Annotated in this window: 19 protein-coding genes; 10 read left to right on the top strand and 9 right to left on the bottom strand. The window is 66.7% G+C overall.

Going from position 1 to position 18809, the window contains the following annotated elements; translation table 11 throughout:
• Window positions 1–184 precede the first annotated feature (184 nt).
• From purM to K7G81_RS07000, 4 genes are read left to right on the top strand one after another with little or no spacing between them, the layout of a single operon-like run.
• Complete coding sequence (gene purM, locus K7G81_RS07015; protein ID WP_223030009.1) at window positions 185–1276, top strand: phosphoribosylformylglycinamidine cyclo-ligase; 1092 nt, start codon at window positions 185–187, stop codon at window positions 1274–1276.
• Window positions 1269–1838, top strand: a complete 570-nt coding sequence (gene purN, locus K7G81_RS07010) for a phosphoribosylglycinamide formyltransferase (RefSeq protein WP_223030008.1) — start codon at window positions 1269–1271, stop codon at window positions 1836–1838. The genes purM and purN overlap by 8 nt, the downstream gene beginning before the upstream one ends.
• A complete protein-coding gene (locus tag K7G81_RS07005) occupies window positions 1835–2212 on the top strand; it encodes an MmcQ/YjbR family DNA-binding protein (RefSeq protein WP_223030007.1) in 378 nt (125 codons plus the stop codon). Before purN ends, K7G81_RS07005 begins: the two co-directional genes overlap by 4 nt.
• Entirely contained in the window at window positions 2209–2862 is a 654-nt protein-coding gene (locus K7G81_RS07000; RefSeq protein WP_223030006.1) for a hypothetical protein, read from the top strand. The genes K7G81_RS07005 and K7G81_RS07000 overlap by 4 nt, the downstream gene beginning before the upstream one ends.
• Here K7G81_RS07000 and K7G81_RS06995 read toward each other — a convergent pair.
• The 4 genes from K7G81_RS06995 to K7G81_RS06980 form a co-directional block, all read right to left on the bottom strand.
• A complete protein-coding gene (locus K7G81_RS06995; RefSeq protein ID WP_369412048.1) occupies window positions 2859–3353 on the bottom strand; it encodes a GNAT family N-acetyltransferase in 495 nt (164 codons plus the stop codon). The genes K7G81_RS07000 and K7G81_RS06995 overlap by 4 nt on opposite strands.
• 25 nt (window positions 3354–3378) lie before the next feature.
• On the bottom strand, window positions 3379–3801 hold the full coding sequence (gene ndk / locus K7G81_RS06990; RefSeq protein WP_223030004.1) for a nucleoside-diphosphate kinase: 423 nt from the start codon (window positions 3799–3801) through the stop codon (window positions 3379–3381).
• A 62-nt stretch (window positions 3802–3863) separates the two neighbouring features.
• Window positions 3864–4301 (bottom strand): DNA polymerase III subunit chi, encoded by a 438-nt coding sequence (locus K7G81_RS06985; RefSeq protein ID WP_223030003.1) that lies wholly within the window; start codon window positions 4299–4301, stop codon window positions 3864–3866.
• A gap of 104 nt (window positions 4302–4405) precedes the next feature.
• Window positions 4406–5881, bottom strand: a complete 1476-nt coding sequence (locus K7G81_RS06980; RefSeq protein WP_223030002.1) for a leucyl aminopeptidase — start codon at window positions 5879–5881, stop codon at window positions 4406–4408.
• Window positions 5882–6038: 157 nt separating this feature from the next.
• On the opposite strand from K7G81_RS06980, the gene K7G81_RS06975 reads away from it, so the two are divergent.
• From K7G81_RS06975 to rsmA, 4 genes are all read left to right on the top strand, one after another.
• Window positions 6039–8279 (top strand): LPS-assembly protein LptD, encoded by a 2241-nt coding sequence (locus tag K7G81_RS06975; RefSeq protein WP_255586701.1) that lies wholly within the window; start codon window positions 6039–6041, stop codon window positions 8277–8279.
• Between the two features lie 77 nt (window positions 8280–8356).
• Window positions 8357–9724 carry a peptidylprolyl isomerase gene (locus K7G81_RS06970; protein ID WP_223030000.1) on the top strand — a complete coding sequence of 456 codons (1368 nt, stop codon included), beginning with the start codon at window positions 8357–8359 and terminating at the stop codon, window positions 9722–9724.
• A gap of 47 nt (window positions 9725–9771) precedes the next feature.
• Complete coding sequence (gene pdxA, locus K7G81_RS06965) at window positions 9772–10743, top strand: 4-hydroxythreonine-4-phosphate dehydrogenase PdxA (RefSeq protein ID WP_439649534.1); 972 nt, start codon at window positions 9772–9774, stop codon at window positions 10741–10743.
• Window positions 10740–11570 carry a 16S rRNA (adenine(1518)-N(6)/adenine(1519)-N(6))-dimethyltransferase RsmA gene (rsmA, locus tag K7G81_RS06960; RefSeq protein WP_223029998.1) on the top strand — a complete coding sequence of 277 codons (831 nt, stop codon included), beginning with the start codon at window positions 10740–10742 and terminating at the stop codon, window positions 11568–11570. The genes pdxA and rsmA overlap by 4 nt, the downstream gene beginning before the upstream one ends.
• Here rsmA and K7G81_RS06955 read toward each other — a convergent pair whose 3' ends face one another.
• From K7G81_RS06955 to guaB, 3 genes are all read right to left on the bottom strand, one after another.
• The gene (locus K7G81_RS06955) at window positions 11571–12074 is read right to left on the bottom strand and encodes a tetratricopeptide repeat protein (protein WP_223029997.1); all 504 of its coding nucleotides are present in this window, start codon (window positions 12072–12074) and stop codon (window positions 11571–11573) included.
• Window positions 12075–12106: 32 nt separating this feature from the next.
• Window positions 12107–13294 carry an RsmB/NOP family class I SAM-dependent RNA methyltransferase gene (locus K7G81_RS06950; protein ID WP_223029996.1) on the bottom strand — a complete coding sequence of 396 codons (1188 nt, stop codon included), beginning with the start codon at window positions 13292–13294 and terminating at the stop codon, window positions 12107–12109.
• Between the two features lie 105 nt (window positions 13295–13399).
• Entirely contained in the window at window positions 13400–14857 is a 1458-nt protein-coding gene (gene guaB / locus K7G81_RS06945) for an IMP dehydrogenase (RefSeq protein ID WP_223029995.1), read from the bottom strand.
• A 179-nt stretch (window positions 14858–15036) separates the two neighbouring features.
• Between guaB and K7G81_RS06940 the strand changes: the two genes are divergently transcribed.
• Both K7G81_RS06940 and K7G81_RS06935 read left to right on the top strand, forming a co-directional pair.
• Window positions 15037–16029 carry an SPFH domain-containing protein gene (locus K7G81_RS06940; RefSeq protein WP_223029994.1) on the top strand — a complete coding sequence of 331 codons (993 nt, stop codon included), beginning with the start codon at window positions 15037–15039 and terminating at the stop codon, window positions 16027–16029.
• Entirely contained in the window at window positions 16026–16547 is a 522-nt protein-coding gene (locus K7G81_RS06935; RefSeq protein ID WP_223029993.1) for an NfeD family protein, read from the top strand. Before K7G81_RS06940 ends, K7G81_RS06935 begins: the two co-directional genes overlap by 4 nt.
• Here the strand turns inward: K7G81_RS06935 and K7G81_RS06930 are convergent.
• A complete protein-coding gene (locus K7G81_RS06930; protein ID WP_223029992.1) occupies window positions 16477–17547 on the bottom strand; it encodes a mechanosensitive ion channel family protein in 1071 nt (356 codons plus the stop codon). The genes K7G81_RS06935 and K7G81_RS06930 overlap by 71 nt on opposite strands.
• Before the next feature lie 7 nt (window positions 17548–17554).
• Entirely contained in the window at window positions 17555–18787 is a 1233-nt protein-coding gene (locus K7G81_RS06925) for an FAD-dependent oxidoreductase (protein WP_223029991.1), read from the bottom strand.
• Window positions 18788–18809 lie beyond the last annotated feature (22 nt).

Raw genomic sequence — 18809 nt, 5'->3', positions numbered from 1 at the left:
TCCTTTTGGCGAAGCAGGCGTGGAAATCCAAGCGCGATATCGCTAGTCGACCCACAAACCCCGTTCGTGCTGAGCTTGTCGAAGCACGGTTTCGCAAGCCACCGTCCGGCTCGCGAGGACCGCCGCTCTACAAGCTCGGGGCGGACGGCGTGAGTTCCCTGCGATCGGATCTAGGCCAAAGACGATGAGCAACAGCCCCTATACCTATGCCGATGCTGGCGTCTCGATCGCCGCGGGCAACGCGCTGGTCAAGGCGATCGGCCCGCTTGCCAAGGCGACGCGCCGCGTCGGCGCCGACGCCGATCTCGGCGGTTTCGGCGGGTTCTTCGATCTCAAGGCAGCGGGCTTCACCGATCCGCTGCTGGTCGCCGCCAATGATGGCGTCGGCACCAAGCTCAAGCTCGCGATCGAGCATGACCGGCACGATGGCGTCGGCGTGGATCTTGTCGCGATGTGCGCCAACGATCTCGTCGTCCAGGGCGCCGAGCCCTTGTTCTTCCTCGATTATTACGCGACCGCGAAGCTCGACAACGCCGTCGCGACCCGCGTCGTCGCCGGCATCGCCGAGGGCTGCCGCCAGGCCGGCTGCGCGCTGATCGGCGGCGAGACTGCGGAAATGCCCGGCATGTACGCCGCGGGTGATTACGATCTCGCCGGTTTCTGCGTCGGCGCCGTCGAACGCGATCAGGTGCTTACCGGCCGCGACATCGCTCCCGGTGACGTCATTCTCGGCCTGGCGTCGTCGGGCGTGCATTCGAACGGCTTCTCGCTGGTCCGCCGCCTCGCCGCCGACAAGGGCTGGAAGCTCGACCGCCCTGCCCTGTTCGATCAGGATGTGCTGCTGATCGATGCGCTGATGGCACCGACCCGCATCTATGTGAAAAGCCTGCTCCCGCTGATCCGCGAGCGCCGCATCAAGGGGCTCGCGCACATCACCGGCGGCGGTCTGCTCGAGAATATCCCGCGCGTGCTGCCGCAAGACACTCACGCGCGAATCGATGCCGATGCCTGGCCGCAGCCGCGCCTGATGGCTTTCCTGCAAGCCCAGGGCGCGATCGAGCCCGAGGAGATGGCGCGTACCTTCAACTGCGGCATCGGCATGGCCGTGATCGTCGCGGCGGATACGGCCGGCGATGTCGCGGACGCTCTCCGCGCCGCCGGCGAGCGGGTCGAGACGATCGGCATCGTCGAATCGGGCGCTCGCGGCTGCACCGTGGCCGGCTCGGCAGGCACCTGGAGCGCGCGCGCGGATTGGTCGGCGACGCACCATGGCTAAGCGCAAGGTCGCGATCCTGATCTCGGGGCGCGGGTCGAACATGATGGCGCTGGCCAAGGCAGCGCAAGCCGCGGATTGCTCATATGAGATCGCCATCGTCGCTTCCGACAGGCCTGACGCCGCCGGTCTCGCCTGGGCGCGCGAGCACAATCTCGTCACTTTCGCACTTTCGCCGAAAGGCATCGGCAAGCCGGCCTACGAAGCCGCCATCGATGGCGCGCTGCGCGAGGCCGGTGCGGAGGTGATCGCACTGGCCGGCTACATGCGCCTGCTGTCCGATGAATTCGTCGCGAAGTGGCGCGGCCGGATCGTCAACATCCACCCGTCGCTGCTGCCCAAATACAAGGGCCTCGATACCCATGGTCGCGCGATCGAGGCTGGTGATGCCGTCGCCGGTTGCTCGGTCCACGTCGTCACCGAGGAACTCGACGGCGGCGAGGTGCTCGGCCAGGCCGAGGTGCCGATCGAGCCCGGCGATACCGCCGAGACGCTCGCCGCGCGCGTCCTCGTCGAAGAGCATCGCCTTTATCCGCGTGTTCTGGCAGACTTCGCCGCACGATGAGCCCCGATCCCGCCGTTCCGCTCGAAAAGGTCCGTGCGCTGGCGCTGGCGCTGCCCGAGGCTGCCGAGCGTATTTCGCACGGCTCGCCCGGTTTTCACATCGAGAAGGGCAAGTTCTTCGCCTATTTCTGGCATAACCATCACGGCGACGGCGAAACGGTGGTGATCGTCAAGACCAGCGGGCGCGAGGAGCAGGCGATGCTGATCGAAATCGATCCCGATTGCTATTATAGCCCGCCCTATCTCGGTCCTTCAGGCTGGGTGGCGATGCGCCTCGATCGTCCCGATACCGATTGGGACCGCGTCGGGAACCGCATCGCGCAGAGCTGGGAACTGGTCGCCCCGCGTCGCTTGCTGGAGGCCGGCGGCCGATGAGCAAGTATCAGGACGATCCCGCGCCTCCCGAGTCCGCCGCCGAGCGTGCCGAGGCAAAGGCGGAGGCCGCCAAGGCGCGCCGCCGCTGGCTGACGCTGGCCGAAATCGTCGCGATTGCCGGCGTCGTCATCGCCGGGCTCACCTTGTGGAACAACTGGCAGGGGCGCGAGGCCGACCAGCAGGCTCGCGCGCTCGAAGCGGCGAGCCAGGCCAGCGCCGCACGGACTGGCGCCCTCGTCACCTTCACCGCGACGCCGAAGGACGACGGCGGCCGCCTCGTGCTCGACGATGCGGCGCACCGCATCCAGGGCATCGAGGTCCGCTTTCCCACCGCGCTTGGCATCAGCCCGCAGTCGAGCACGCTGCATCCCGAAATCGATGCCGACTGGTTCGAAGGTGCGCTGCTCAAGGCGATCGCGGGCGGCCCGGCCGATCAACAGGGCCGGCTCCCCGTGCTGATCACCGCGGATTATTGGGATGGCGAGCAGCACCTTTCCGATAGCGCGGTCTACGATATCGTCTGGGCCACCCACGGCCGCCTGTTGCGCGGCCGCGCGCTCGAACTGAGGGGGATCGTGCTCGTCCGCCGCACCGGCGCCACCCAGGCTGCCGTCGACCGGCATTGGTCGAAGATCAAGCCGAGGGCTTAGAGCACCTTCGCGTAGATCGCGTCGTCGTGCCAGGTCTCGCCGACCAGGAAGCGCCGCTCACCGGCTACGACGAAGCCCTGGCGCTCGTAGAATGCCCGCGCCCGCGCATTGCCGCCATAGACGCCGAGCAGCACGCGGGCCTTGTCCATCGCCCGCGCATCGGCAAGCGCGCGCTCCATCAACTCGGCGCCGAGCCCCGATCCGTGCAGCCGCGACAGCGTGTAGATGCGGCGCAGCTCGATGTCGCCGGCGACGATCTCCACCGGCAGGTCGGGCGTCGTCAGTACCGTATAGCCGATCGGTGCGGCACCACTGGCCGTTTCGCCAAGCGTGACGACGCTCGCTGGATCGTCGATCCACGCCGCGAACTTGTCGGGCGTGTTGTGTCGCGCGCAATGCTGAACGAGGTCGCTGCCGCTCAGGATACCGGCGAAGGTATCGAGCAGGGTCGCGCAGGCGACCAGCGACAGCGCGGCGGCGTCCGCCGCCACCGCGCGTCGTAGAACCGGCTTCAGATCAGCCGACAATTTCTTCGGGCTTGAAGAAATAGGCGATCTCGATCGCCGCATTCTCGTCCGAATCCGATCCGTGGACCGAGTTCGCCTCGATCGATTCGGCCAGTTCCTTGCGGATCGTGCCGGGCTCGGCATTTTCGGGATTGGTCGCGCCCATGATTTCGCGGTTGCGCTGCACGGCGTTCTCGCCCTCGAGCACCTGGACGACGACCGGGCCCGAGATCATGAAGCTGACCAGATCATTGAAGAACGGCCGCTCCTTGTGAACGGCGTAGAAGCCCTCGGCCTGATCCTTGGTCATCTGGATGCGCTTCGAGGCGACGACGCGCAGGCCGGCCTCTTCGAGCATCTTGGTGACGGCGCCGGTCAGATTGCGGCGGGTGGCATCGGGCTTGATGATCGAAAACGTCCGGTTCGCGGCCATGGCCGTGCGGCTCCTGCTATTAGGTTTTGATGAGTGGCGCCGCCCTAATCGGACTGGCCGGGTTATGCAAGCTGCTCCCAGCCGCCGCCCTCGGATTGCTTCCAGTAACGCCGCTCGACGCCGTACCTGTCGCCCAGCGCCTTCCACGCCTGCCGTGCCTCGACGATGCGCTCCTCGTCGAAGAAGTGAAACGCGCGATCGAAGCCGAGCACCTCGTCACGCCACTCGCCGTCGGCGATCGCCACGTTCCGCGCATCGTTGGGCGAGATCACGTCGGCGGCAAGCAGGATCGGCTGATTGGCATCACGCTCGCCGCCCGCGCAGGCGTGCGGCAGGAAGCTGTCCGCGCGCCACGTCCATAGCAGCTTGTCGAGCGCCGGCAGCCGCGCCTGATCGGCGACGATCAGCAGCCGCCCGCCATCGGCCAGCACGCGCTCGGCGATGCGCGGCAGCACGCGCTCGATCGGGGCGGCGGTGAGATGATAGAAATCGACCTGCATACCAACCCGTTACGCCGGACGTATTCCGGCATCCCTTGCCCCGCGAGCGCGTCCCTCGCACTGCCCGGCGCACCCCGGAACGAGATCCGGGGTGACGGCGCGGCTCACTTCTCCACGGTATCGTGGATGAACCGGTCGAGCACGCGCACGCCGAAGCCGGTCGCACCCTTCTCGAAATTGGCGCCGGGCTTGTCGGCCCAGGCCATGCCGGCGATGTCGAGATGCGCCCAGCGCACGCCGTCCTCGATGAAGCGCTGCAGGAACTGCGCCGCCGTGATCGATCCGGCCGCGCGCGGCCCGACGTTCTTCATGTCGGCGATCGCGCTGTCGAGCAACTTGTCATACGTCGCGTTGACCGGCAGCCGCCACAGCTTGTCGCCCGAGGCGAGACCAGCGGCAGTAAGCTCGCCCGCCAGTGCGTCGTCGTTCGAAAACAGCCCGGCGTGATCGTGGCCGAGCGAGATGATGATCGCCCCGGTGAGCGTCGCCAGGTCGATGATCGTCTTGGGGTGATGCGTCCGCTGCACCCAGCACAATGCGTCGCATAGCACCAGCCGCCCCTCGGCATCGGTGTTGATCACTTCGATCGTCTGTCCGGACATTGACGTCACGACGTCGCCGGGGCGCTGGGCGTTGCCGTCGGGCATGTTCTCGACCAGCCCGCACACGCCGATCACGTTCGCCTTGGCCTTACGCATGGCGAGCGCCTTCATCGCGCCGACGACTGCCGCGGCGCCGCCCATGTCCCACTTCATGTCTTCCATGCCCGCGGCCGGCTTGATCGAAATGCCGCCGCTGTCGAACGTCACGCCCTTGCCGACGAACGCAACCTCGGGATCGCCTGCGCCCGCACCGTTCCACTTGAGCGCGAGCAGCCGTGGCGCGCGCCGCGACCCCTGGTTGACGCCGAGCAGCGCGCCCATGCCGAGCGCGCGCATCTCGTCCTCGCCGAGCACGGTGATCTCGAGCCCCAGCCCTTCGACCGACTTTTCCACCCGCTCGACGAAGCTTTCCGGATAAATGATGTTGGCTGGCTCGACGACCAGTTCGCGGGTCAGTGCCATGCCCTGCGTCACCGCGTTGAAATCGGCCCAGGCGGCGTCGGCGCCATCGGGCGCGCCGGCGATCGTGATCGTCTCCAGTGTCGGCTTCTGCTTTTCGGGCTGTTTGGTGCGATAGACGTCGTAACGCCAGGCACGCTGCGCCGCGCCGGCGGCGAACCGCGCGACCGCCTTGGCGACGGGCTTGCCCGGCAATGCGGCGAAATCGACCGTCAGCGCGGTCACGCCAGACGCGAGCAGGCGAGACGCCAGCGCCCCGCCGGCGCGCTCATAATCCTCTTCGCTGCCGGCGCCGAGACCAAGCAGCAGCACGCGACGCACGGCATCGCCTGCGCCAACGAACGTCTCGACGATCGCGCCGGCGTCGCCTTCGAACCGGTTCGATCGCGCCGCGCCGAGGATCACCTTCTGGTCGGCCGCGGCGATGTCGCCGAACGCGACCCGGCCGATGCCGTCCTTTTCCACCGGAAGCACGATCACGCCGGTATCTGTGGCGCGCGGGGCGAACTGGATCTGCATCAATACCTCGAACTGAATTATGGATTTTCGAATGACTCGTCCTCTAGGAGGTCTTGGTCGCGCTGGCAAAGCCATGGATGCGATTGCGGCGCGCGGCGAGCGATGCGATAGGGCGCGTCTGCCGCCGCCGCGTCGGCCGGAAGTGGAGTGTGTCGAATTGCGCCGTCGCGATGTCTTTCTGTGCTGCACGTTGCCCTTGGCATTCGCTGCCGGCACGGCACGCGCGCAGGATCTCGCCGATCGTTCCGTGCCGCCGCCGCCGCCGTCTCCGATTCCGTCGCAGGCCGACGCGAACCAGGTCGGTTTCAGCGCCGACACGCTCGAATATGACAGCAAGGCCGATATCGTCACCGTATCGGGCGCGGTGCAGATGTTTCGCCAGGGCAACCGCCTGCGCGCCGACAAGGTGGTGTGGAACCGCAAGTCCGGCCAGGTCGTCGCGACCGGCAACGTCGCTGTCACCAATCCGCAGGGCGACATCGCCTACGGCGATTCGATCGAACTCACCGATACGCTCAAGGACGGCGTCGTCCAGAACATGCTGGTGGTGCTCGAACAGGGCGGGCGCCTCGCCGCCAGGCAAGGCACGCGCCATGAAGACGGCAGCGTCAGCCTCGATCATGCCGCTTATACGCCATGTGACGTCACTGCCTCGAACGGCTGCCCCAAGGAGCCGAGCTGGAAGATCACTGCCGTCCGCGTAACGTATCGCCCGGACAAGCAGCGCATTTTCTACAAGGGCGCGCAATTCCACCTGTTCGGGCTGTCGGTGCCGCTGCCGGCCTTTTCCAATTCGGTCGGTGCGGACGCCGCCAGTGGTTTCCTGACGCCGGATATCCAGATCGATCACACCAACGGGCTGCAACTCGGCCTGCCCTATTATTTCCGCCTCGCGCCCAACCGCGGGCTGATGATCGAGCCCTATGTCTTCACCAACGCGCTGCCGATGGTCGAGGGCGAGTTTCGTTCGCTATCGAGCACCGGCGCGTTCCGCGTCACCGCTTACGGCACCTACAGCCGCCAGAGCGACGATCTAGCCGGCGTCGTCACCAATGCGTCGAGCAACAATCAGTTTCGCGGCTATATCGATGCCGCCGGCCGCTTCCAGCTCGATCCCAACTGGAGCGTAAGCGGCTCGTTCCGCGTCGCCACCGACAAGACCTTCCTGCGCCGCTACGACATTTCGCGCGACGATCGCCTGCGTAACACGATCAATGTCGAGCGGATCGATCAGGACAGCTATCTGTCGATCGCCGGGTGGGCGGTGCAGGAGCTTCGCCTCGACGAACAGCAGCGGCTGCAGCCGCTCGCCCTGCCCGAGATCGATTATCGCCGCCGCTTGGCCGATCCGTGGCTGGGCGGCACGATCACGCTGCAGGCCAACAGCCTCGCGCTCGACCGCACCGAGGGGCAGGATACCCAGCGCGCCTTTGCCAGTGCGACCTGGGAATTGAACAAGCTGACGCCCTGGGGGCAGCAGGTCACGTTCACCGCTTATGGCCGAGGCGATCTCTACCACACCGATGATTCGCTGGCGACGACGGTGCCCAGCTATCGCGGGCAGGACGGCTTCCAGCACCGCTTCATCGGTGCGCTGGCGGCCGACGTGAAATGGCCGTTCATCGGCTCTTTCCTCAACGGCACGCAGCGGCTCACCCCGCGCATCCAGGTCGTGGCGTCGCCGCACACGCCCAATCTCGACATTCCCAACGAGGATGCTCGCGCGGTCGATCTCGAGGATTCGAACCTGTTCGCGCTCAATCGCTTCCCGGGGTACGACCGTTGGGAGGATTCGACGCGCTTCACCTACGGCCTCGAATGGCAGGTCGATCTGCCCGATTTCTCGCTCGATGCCGTGGTCGGCCAGAGCTACCGCCTCACCTCGCAGCCGACGCTGCTGCCCGATGGCACGGGCCTCTCCGATCGTGTGTCGGACATCGTCGGACGCACCGAGCTGCGTTACCGCGACTTCTTCTCGCTGGTCCATCGCTACCGGCTCGACAAGGATGGCCTGGCGGTGCGGCGCAACGAGGTCGACGCGACGATCGGCTCGCGCGCGACCTATATCATGGCCGGCTATCTTCGCCTCAACCGCAACATCGATCCGTCGCTGGAGGATCTGCGCGACAGCGAGGAAGTCCGGCTCGGCGGCCGCGTCCAGATCGGCAAGTTCTGGTCGCTGTTCGGCTCGACGATCATCGATCTCACCGACAAGGCCGAGGATCCGTTGTCGCTGGCCGACGGGTTCGAGCCGGTGCGCCACCGCGCCGGCATCGCTTATGAAGACGATTGTCTGAAACTTGGCGTCACCTGGAAACGCGACTATCAGCAGACCGGCGACGCGCGGCGTGGCAACTCTTTCCTGTTGACGCTGGCCTTCAAGAATCTGGGCCGCTAAGCTCAGGTTCAGTTGATGATGATAAGACCGGCGCGTCGATGGATGTCCGGCTGGATGGGATAAGAATTTACGTGATCATGTCGATTTCGAAGGCGGCGCGGGCGACCCGCACGATCGGGTTCGTTGCCGCCCTGGCGCTTGGCACCTCGGTATTCGCGCAAACCGACGATCAGGACGAAGCTCCCCCGGCCCAGACCACCGACAGCTCGGGGCTCAATATCCCCAGCGATGTGCAGCTGTTCGGCAAGCTTGATCCCAACGTCCGCAAGCCCACCGCGATCGTCAACGGCACGGTCATCACCGGTACCGACGTCGACCAGCGGGTCGCGCTGATCGAGGCGGCGAACAACCTCAAGCTGCAGGGTGACGAACTCAATCGCCTCAAGCTCCAGGTCTTGCGCAACCTGATCGACGAGACGCTGCAGATTCAGGAAGCCAAGGCCAATGACGTCACCGTCACCCCTGCGGAGATGACCAGCGGCTTCAACCGCGTCGCGCAGCGTTTCAACATGACGCCCGAGCAATTGACGCAATATCTCGACAAGATCGGCTCGTCGGTGCGCTCGCTGAACGGCCAGATCGAATCACAGATCGCCTGGAGCCGCTATCTCAGCAAGGAAGTCGAGCCGTTCGTCAACGTCGGCGATCAGGAGGTCAACGCCATCCTCGATCGCCTGAAGGCCGATCAGGGCACCGAAGAATATCATCTGCGTGAAATCTACATGTCGGCGACGCCGGACCGCGCGCAGCAGGTCCACGACAACATGCAGAAGATGATGCAGCAAATTCAAAGCGGCGCGCAGCCTTTTGATTATTTTGCGCAATTTTCAGAAGCATCGACCCGGGCAGTGGGCGGCGACCTGTCCTGGGTGCGGCTCGACACCTTGCCCGCCCCGCTGGCCCAGGCCGCGCAGCAGATGCAGGTCGGCCAGATCGCCGGTCCGATCGAGACGCCGGGTGGTTTCTCGATCCTCTACCTCGTCGACAAGCGAGAGGTCGGCAAGGCCGATCCGCGTGACGCGCGCCTCAGCCTGCGTCAGCTGACGCTCGATTTCCCCAAGGGAATGCCGCAGGCCCAGGCACAGGCCAAGATCGCCACCTTCGCCAAGGAAATTCAGTCGATCCACGGCTGCGGCGATGCCACCGGCGTAGCGCAGAAGATCGGCGCAGAGGTTGTCGACAACGATCAGATCGTTGCGCGCCAGCTGCCCGCTCAGTTGCAGGAAATCCTGCTCAAAATGCAGGTCGGCGAGGCGACGCCGCCGTTTGGTTCGCCGACCGAAGGGGTTCGGACGCTGGTGCTGTGCGGTCGTGACGATCCGCCGGCGCAGTCGATCCCCGCGCCCGGCCAGGTGCAGAACCAGATCGAGCAGCAGCGCGTCAACCTGCGTGCCGAACAGGTCTTGCGCGATCTGCGCCGCGACGCGATCATCGAATATCGCTGAGACGAAGAGGAGGGAGTCGGCACGTGATCGCGCCGCTCGCCGTATCGATGGGCGATCCCGCCGGGATCGGGCCCGAGATCATCGCCAAGGCATGGGCTGCGCGCCGTCGCGCGAAACTCGCCCCCTTCTTCGCGGTCGGTGATCCACGCGCGATCGAGCGCGTCTGGGACGGTCCCATCGAGGTGATAGACACCCCCGACGCCGCTTCCCGCGCCTTTGCTGCCGCCTTGCCGGTGCTCAGGGTGGAGGATGCCGGCGCGATCACGCCTGGCGTGCCCGATACCGACGGCGCCCGTTGCGCGCTCCACGCGCTGGAGCTCGCCACCGGCCTCGCGCGCACGGGCGCCGCCGGCGCGCTCGTCACCGGTCCCGTTTCCAAGGCCCAGCTCTACCAGATCGGCTTCACCCATCCCGGCCAGACCGAATTCGTTGCCGAGCGGTTCGGCGTCTCGGGCGACAACGCCGTGATGATGCTGGCAGGGCCCGGTCTGCGGGTCGTGCCGATCACCACGCACGTGCCGCTCGCCAGCGTTTCGAGCCTACTCAGCATCGAGCTGATCGCCGCCAAGGCGCGTGCGACCGCGCGTGGGCTGCAGCGCAATTTCGGTATCGAGCACCCGCGGCTCGCCTTTGCCGGTTTCAACCCGCATGCCGGCGAGCAGGGCGCGATCGGCCGCGAGGAAATCGACTTCATCCTGCCGGCGATCGAGCAGCTCCGCACCGAGGGCATCGACGCGACCGGCCCGTCCGCCGCCGACACGATGTTCCACGATCGCGCCCGCAAGACCTATGACGCAGCCTTGTGCTGCTATCACGATCAGGCGCTGATCCCGATCAAGACGCTCTATTTCGACGATGGCGTCAACATGACGCTGGGGTTGCCGATCGTCCGCACCTCGCCCGATCACGGCACCGCTTTCGCGATCGCCGGGCAGGATCGCGCCGAGCCGGGCGCGATGATCGCGGCGATCCGCATGGCGGCCGAGGCCGCGACGCGCCGCGCCGCCGAACGCACATGACGGCGCTGACGGCGCTGCCGCCGCTTCGCGAGGTGATCGCGAAGCACGGCCTCTCCGCCAGCAAGGCGCTGGGCCAGAATTTCCTGTTCGACGGCCAGTTGCTGGCCCGCATCGCCGCTGTTCCGGGCGATCTGCGAGATGCCGAGGTGTTCGAGGTCGGCCCCGGTCCCGGCGGCCTGACCCGCGCGCTGCTCGCCGCTGGCGCGCGCGTCACCGCGGTCGAGCGCGATCGCCGCTGCATTCCCGCGCTGGCCGAACTCGCCGAAGCCTATCCCGGCAAGCTCCGCGTGATCGAGGGCGATGCGCTCGACACCGATCCCGCCTCGCTGTTCGACGGCCGCCCGCACATCGTCGCCAACCTGCCGTACAATGTCGGCACCGCGCTGCTCGTCCGCTGGCTGTCGGCCGACTGGCGGCCGTGGTGGCAAAGCCTGACGCTGATGTTCCAGAAGGAAGTCGCCGAGCGGATCGTCGCGGCGCCCGGCAGTGGGGCCTACGGCCGCCTCGCCGTCCTCGCGCAATGGCGCTCGACCGCGCGGATCGCGATGACGGTCCACCGCTCGGCCTTCACGCCGCCGCCCAAGGTGATGTCGGCGGTCGTCCATATCGAGCCCGCGACAGCCCCCGCCGGGGTCGATTTCACCACTCTCGAGCGTCTCACCGCCGCCGCCTTCGGGCAGCGTCGCAAGATGCTGCGTCAGAGCCTCAAGGCCGTGCCCGGCGCGCTCGATGCACTGGCCACGCTGGGCATCGACGAGACCCGCCGTGCCGAGACCGTCAGCGTTCCGGAATTTGTCGCGATCGCCGCTGCGCTCGACGCGGGCTAATCAATCGACCGGTTTGTCGTCGCTGCCGGCCTGCTGCGCGAGCGTGGTCGCCGGCGGTCCCTTGGCGATCGCCGCGGCGAGCTGTTGCGCCTCGGGGCACGCGCCCTTGCATACTTTCTTCAGCTTGGCGAGATCGACATTGGCCTGCTTCACCGCGCCCTTGGCGAGCAACGCCTGCCCTTCACCGGCGATCGCGGCCGGATCGTTGGGATCGAGCAGCATCGCATCGCGATAATGCCGGATCGCCTTGCCGTTGAGGCCCTGTTTGTGCGCCACGTCGCCCAGCACCACGAACGCCCCACGGTTGCGCGGATCGACCGCCAACGCGGTTTCGAGGTCGCCGGTCGCTTCTTCGAGCTTGCCCGCCACACTCGCCGCCTTGCCCTTGGCCAGCCATTCGAGCGAGCGGGCGTCGATCTGGTCGTCGGGTTTCTGGCTATGCAGCGCGGTCGACACCGAGGCCAGCGTCAGCGCGGCGGCGGTGGCGACGAGCGAGATACGCATCAATTTCTCCAGCATGGCTTTTCAGCGCCCGATTAGCACGGCCGAACCAGCCGCGCGACGAAAAAACCGTCGGTCCCGTCGTGCGCCGGGGTAAGCCGGACGCCCCTTTCGTGCGGCCGCCCCGCGGGCAAGGCAAGCGGCTCGGCGCGCCATCCGGGATGCTCGTCGAGGAACCGTGCAATCTGCCCCGCCCCCTCGGCGTCTAGCAGCGAGCAGACGATATGGATCAGCGCGCCGCCCGGCTTGACCAGCCCGGCCGCGAGCGTCAGCAGCCGGCGCTGCGTATCGGCCAGCCGGGCAATCCGGTCGGGGCTCAGCCGCCAGCGCGCCTCGGGATTGCGCCGCCAGGTTCCCGTCCCCGAGCAGGGCGCATCGACCAGAACGACGTCGGCTCGGCTCTGCCAGTCGGCCAGCGCGTCTGCTTCCCGACCGGGATTCATCAGCCGCGTCTCGACGATCGCCAGCCCCGCCCGCTCGGCGCGAGGCGCCAGTCGTGCAAGCCGCGCGCGATCGACATCGCAGGCGAGCAAATGCCCCTTCCCGGCCATCGCCGCGCCGAGGGCAAGCGTCTTGCCGCCGGCACCGGCGCACAGATCGACCACCGCCATGCCCGGCTTGGCAGCAGCGGCCATCGCCACGATCTGGCTGCCCTCGTCCTGGACTTCGATCCGCCCGGCACGAAACGCGTCGAGTTGCTCGACTGTCGTTCCTGCCGGCAACCGCAATCCGTCCGCCGCATGCGGCAAGGCTACGGCATCCGGGATCGATGCCATCACGCTCGCGCGATCGGCCTTGAGCCGATTGACCCGCACGTCGAGCGGCGCGCGTTCACCAAGCGCGGCGAGTTCCTCATCGCCCAGCCCCGATGCGCGCAACTGCTGGATCAGCCAGCCCGGCGCTACTGCTGCGGCCGCCCGCGCCTCATCCGCAGCGATCGGCGCTGGTGCGTGCCCTTCGCCCGTGAATGACGCTGCTAATGCAGGATCGTCATCGGCCACCCCGATTAACGCCGCTCGTCCGCTTTCCGGCCGCTCGCCCGCGCGCCGGATCGCGGCATAGACCAGGTCGCGCACCGCGCGCCGGTCCTTGCTCCCGGCATAGCGCCGCTCGGCGAAATAGCGCGCGATCAGCGTGTCCGCCGCTGGCCCCTGATCGCGCGCGGCGATAATGATCGCGTCGAGCAGCTCGATCGCCGCCTGCGCCCGCCCGCCGGGGGTCATGACGCGCCAACCAGCCCCTCCCCTCCAGGGGCGGGAAAGAGGTGGAGCCTCGCGGCGGAAGGAGACCTCATTCTTTGCCTTCCTCGGTGGGAAGAGGATAAAGAGTCACCGCGTCGGATAATTGGGCGCTTCCCTCGTGATCGTCACGTCGTGGACATGGCTTTCGCGCAGCCCCGCGCCGGTAATCCGCACGAACTGCGCGCGCTTCTGCAGATCGGCAATGGTCGCCGATCCGGTATAGCCCATCGCCGCTTTCACGCCGCCGACCAACTGGTGGATCACATCCTTCGCCGGCCCCTTGAACGGCACCTGGCCCTCGATCCCCTCGGGCACCAGCTTGAGCTGGTCCTTCACCTCGCCCTGGAAATAGCGATCCGCCGATCCGCGCCCCATCGCGCCGACCGAGCCCATCCCGCGATAGCTCTTGTAGGCGCGCCCCTGGTAGAGGAACGTCTCGCCCGGCGCTTCCTCGGTGCCCGCGAGCAGCGATCCGACCATGCAGGTCGAAGCGCCCGCGGCAAGTGCCTTGGCGAGATCGCCGGAAGTGCGCAGGCCGCCATCGGCGATCACCGGCACGTTCGATTTGGCCGCTTCCGCCGCGCAGTCCATCACTGCCGTCAATTGCGGCACGCCGACGCCGGCGACGACCCGCGTCGTGCAGATCGATCCCGGCCCGATCCCCACCTTCACACCGTCCGCGCCGGCGTCGATCAGCGCACGCGTCGCCTCGGCGGTGGCGACGTTGCCGGCGATCACCTGCACCGAATTTGACAGTTTCTTGACCCGCTCGACAGCCTTGGCGACATCGCTGTTATGGCCGTGCGCGGTATCGATCACGATCAGGTCGCATTCGGCGTCGACCAGCGCCGCGGTCCGCTCGAACCCCTTCTCGCCCACCGTCGTCGCGGCTGCGACGCGCAACCGGCCCGCGCCATCCTTGGTCGCGTCGGGATAGGTCACTGCCTTCTCGATATCCTTGACGGTAATCAGGCCGACGCAGCGATAATCGTCGTCAACCACCAGCAGCTTCTCGATCCGCCGCTGGTGAAGCAGCCGCCGCGCCTCGTCCTGCCCGACACCGATCTTCACCGTCGCCAGATTCTCGTGCGTCATCAGCTCGGACACCGGCTGGCGCGGATTTTCGGCGAAGCGCACGTCGCGATGCGTCAAGATGCCGACCAGCTTGCCGCCCGGCTCAGTGACGGGAATGCCGCTGATCCGATGGTGCGCCATCAGCGCCTGGGCATCGGCAAGCGTCGCGTCGCGCGCGATCGTGATCGGGTTGACCACCATGCCGCTCTCGAAGCGCTTCACCTGTCGCACGGCATCGCATTGCTCCAGCACCGTCAGGTTGCGGTGGAGCACGCCGATCCCGCCCAGTTGCGCCATGACGATCGCCATGTCCGCCTCGGTCACCGTGTCCATCGCCGAGGAAAGCACCGGGATGTTGAGCGCGATCTCGCGGCTCAGGCGCGTGCGGACGTCGGCCTCGCCGGGCAATACGCTCGATTCGGCAGGTTGCAGGAGTACGTCGTCGAAAGTGAGGCCGAGCCGGATGTCCATGTGATACGCCAGTTCCTAGGGGAATCGTGGCAGGCCATGTAACCAAAGCATCCGCCCGGCGCTAGTGACGTATCGACAAGTGCGATTTTCCGGCGCTGTTGCGCCGGTTTCAGATGCGCGCCACGTCGGAACCTGCTAGCCTTCCCGTCACCGTGAGAAGTGGATTTCGGGGGTTATTCATGATCGTCATCATTGCCGCGTTGATCCTGGTGATCGTGCTGCTCTACCTCATGACCAGCATCAAGATCGTGCGCCAAGGCTATCAATATACGATCGAACATTTCGGCCGCTTCACCACTGTCGCGAAGCCGGGGTTCAACTTCTATCCCTCGTTCTTCTATCGTGTCGGCAAGCGCGTCAACATGATGGAGCAGGTACTCGACATCCCGGGGCAGGAGATCATCACCAAGGACAATGCGATGGTCGCGGTCGATGGCGTGGTGTTCTTCCAGGTGCTCGATGCGGCCAAGGCGGCTTACGAGGTCAGCGACCTGTTCCTCGGCATCATGCAGCTCTCGACCACCAATCTGCGCACGGTGATGGGCTCGATGGACCTCGACGAAACGCTGTCGAAGCGCGACGAAATCAATGTGCGGCTGCTGAATGTCGTCGATCACGCGACCAATCCCTGGGGCGTCAAGATCACCCGCGTCGAGATCAAGGACATCCGCCCGCCGCAAGACATCGTCAACGCGATGGGCCGCCAGATGAAGGCCGAGCGCGAGAAGCGCGCCAACATCCTCGATGCCGAAGGCGCGCGTGCGTCGGACATCCTGCGCGCCGAAGGCAAGAAGCAGTCGGCGATCCTCGAGGCCGAGGGCAAGCGCGAATCGGCTTTCCGCGAAGCCGAAGCCCGCGAGCGTGCCGCCGAGGCTGAGGCCAAGGCGACCAAACTCGTCTCCGATGCGATCGAGCAGGGCTCGGCACAGGCGATCAACTATTTCGTCGCGCAGAAATATGTCGACGCGGTGAGCAAATTCGCCACGTCGCCCAACGCCAAGACGATCATGTTCCCGGTCGAGGCGACGCAACTGATCGGCACGCTCGGCGGCATCGGCGAGCTCGCCAGGGAAGCGCTCAACAAGGGTGGCGACCCGGCTTCGGTGCCGACGACCACCACCACGCCCACCGTTCGCCGCACCCGCGGCTCGGGTGACGCGGGCGGCGCATGACCCTCGACAGCCTCGCCACCAGCCCGGTCGTCTGGTGGCTGGCGGCCGCGGTGCTGCTCGGGATCGGCGAGATCGTCGTTCCCGGCGTCTTCCTGATCTTCCTCGCGATTGCGGCGGCGATCACCGGCATCGCCGCGGTTGCGCTACCCGATCTCCCGCTCGCCGCCCAGCTCGTCTCGTTCGCGATCTGGAGCGGCGTCACCGTCGCGATCGGCAAGCGCTGGTATAGCGATTATCCGGTCGAGAGCCTCGATCCCCAGCTCAACGATCGCGCCGCGCGCCTGATCGGCCAGACGGTGATCGTCACCGATGCGATCGTCGACGGCTTCGGCCATGCCCGGATCGGTGACAGCTCATGGCCAATCAGCGGCCACGATCTTCCCGCCGGCGCGCGGGCCCGTATCGTCGGCATCGCCGGCAATACGCTGCTGGTCGAGCCGCTCGATCTCACCCTGCCGGATGAGGAACCAGTTCCGCCCGGCGACGCGGCAGCGCCTCCGGCATCTCATCGCGAATGAACGCGAGCAGCTTCTCGCGGATCGCGGTGCGCAGATCGAACTGGCGCCCCGAATCGGCCGCGCTGACCAGCGCGCGCACCTCGATCACCTGTTCGCGGATGTCAGTGACGGCGAGCGTCATCACCCGCCCGTCCCAGCGCGGATCGGCCTTCACCGTTTCTTCGAACTTGGTCCGCAGCCGGACGAGATCCGCGGTCGGATCGAGATAGAAGAAAGAGGTGCCCAGCAATTGTGAGTTGGCGCGCGTCCAATTCTCGAACGGCTGCTCCAGAAACCGCGACACCGGCACGATCAGCCGCCGCTCGTCCCAGATCTTGACGACGACATAGGTCAGCCGGATCTCCTCGATCCGCCCCCATTCGTTCTCCACGATGACGACGTCGTCGATCCGGATCGGCTCGGTGAAGGCCATCTGGATGCCGGCAATCAGGTTCTTGAGCGCGGGCTGCGCCGCGGCGCCGACCGCTAGGCCCGCCAGCCCCGCCGATGCCATCAGCGTCACGCCAACCGCGCGCACCGCGGGAATGCTCAGGAGCATCAGGCAGATGGTCACGAAGGCGACGAGGAATATCGCGATCCGCCCCAGGATCGCGCTCCGCGTCCGCCGCCGCCGCGCCGCCAGATTGTCGGCAACGGTAATGTCTGTCCTGATCTCGACGATCCGCTGCATCGCGCGCAGCATGGCAATGGCGAGCCAGCCGAGCATCGCCGGCAGCAGCAGCCCCGCGCCCTGCCGCCACGCGGCGTCCGCCTCGCCAACCAGATGCAGATGAAGCCGGACCAGCGCCAGAGCCAGCGCGACGCAAATCCATCGGAGCGGATGCCACGCCTGCGACAGGACGATATCGTCGCTCGACGTCGACGAGCGCCGCACCAACCGACGCAACACGGCATAAACCAGCCAATGCACCGCCAGCGCCGCGATCACCGCGATTATGCAGGCGATCGTATCCGCCAGCGGGACAGGAAGCTGCCAGCCCAGAAAGCCGATGTGGTGCATGCCCCCGTCAACGGAGCGTGGCGCGCGCGGTTCCCCGATCGGGCGAATGGACATGCTCCGGGCGGACACCCAGCCCCACGATCCGCGCGGGCAACCGCCTGAGCCGCGGCCAATGCCCAAGCAGGTCGAGCAACGCCGGCGGCCGTTCGAGCGTCGTCGCGTCATCGAGCAGCGGGGCGATCACCCGGTCCTGAATCAGCTTCTGCATCGCTTGTGTGATCCGCGTCGGCATCATCCGCCGCTGCTGAACGCGCTTCAGCAGTGGATCGGCATCCTCTCCGGCCGCGATCTTCCCGGCCAGGATATTCGCCGCGGCAATCGCATCCTGGATCGCCAGGTTGATCCCCACCCCGCCGATCGGCGACATCGCGTGTGCAGCGTCACCGATGAACAGCAACCCCGGCTCGTGCCATTGCGTCAACCGATCAACCGTCACGGTAAGCAGCTTGACGTCGTCCCAGCTCCCGATCGCGTCGGCCCGCGCCGTCTCGGGCCCGATCGCCGCGACCCGCTCGCGGAAGGCGTCGATCCCTTCGGCGCGGATCGCCTCGGCCCGCCCCTTGGCGAAAACGAACGCGCATTGCCAATAATCGCGCCGGTCGATCAGCACGAAGATGCGGCCGGCATCGAACACGCCGACCGTTTCGTTCTCGGGATCGGCTTCCTTGGGCAGGCGAAACCAGAATACGTCCATCGGCGCGCCGATCGTTTCCAGCGGCAAGCCCGATCCGGCGCGCAGCGTCGATCCGCGGCCGTCGGCGGCGATCACGAGCTTTCGTGCGGTGAAAACGTCGCCCTCTGCCGTGCGCACGCCGGTAACGCGGCCGCCGGTCCTCACCGCCGCTACCGCCTCGGTGCGGCGTTCCAACGCGAAGCTCGGATAGCGCGCCGCCGTCTCGGCGACGAAATCGAGGAAATCCCATTGCGGCATCAGCGCGATATACGGCGCGGCGACCGGCAAATGGCTGAAGTCGGCCACCGCCAGGTTCTCGCCGGCGACGCGGGCATGAAGCTCGCTCACCTTGACGTGATCGCGCGCCAGCAATCGATCGAGCAGGCCGAGTTCGTCGAACACTTGCAGCGTCGAGGGATGGATCGTGTCGCCGCGGAAATCGCGCAGGAAATCGGCGTGCTTTTCCAGCACGACCGTCTCAATCCCGGCGCGCGCGAACAGCAGGCCGGCGATCATCCCCGCCGGCCCGCCGCCCACGATCACGACATCGCTGGTCCGCTCGGCCATCGCCGCGCGTCAGCGGCTTGGG

The sequence above is a fragment of the Hephaestia mangrovi genome (genome assembly GCF_019880555.1).
In the GTDB taxonomy this organism is placed as follows: domain Bacteria; phylum Pseudomonadota; class Alphaproteobacteria; order Sphingomonadales; family Sphingomonadaceae; genus Sphingomonas; species Sphingomonas mangrovi.
This window is presented reverse-complemented; position numbering and strand designations above follow the sequence as displayed.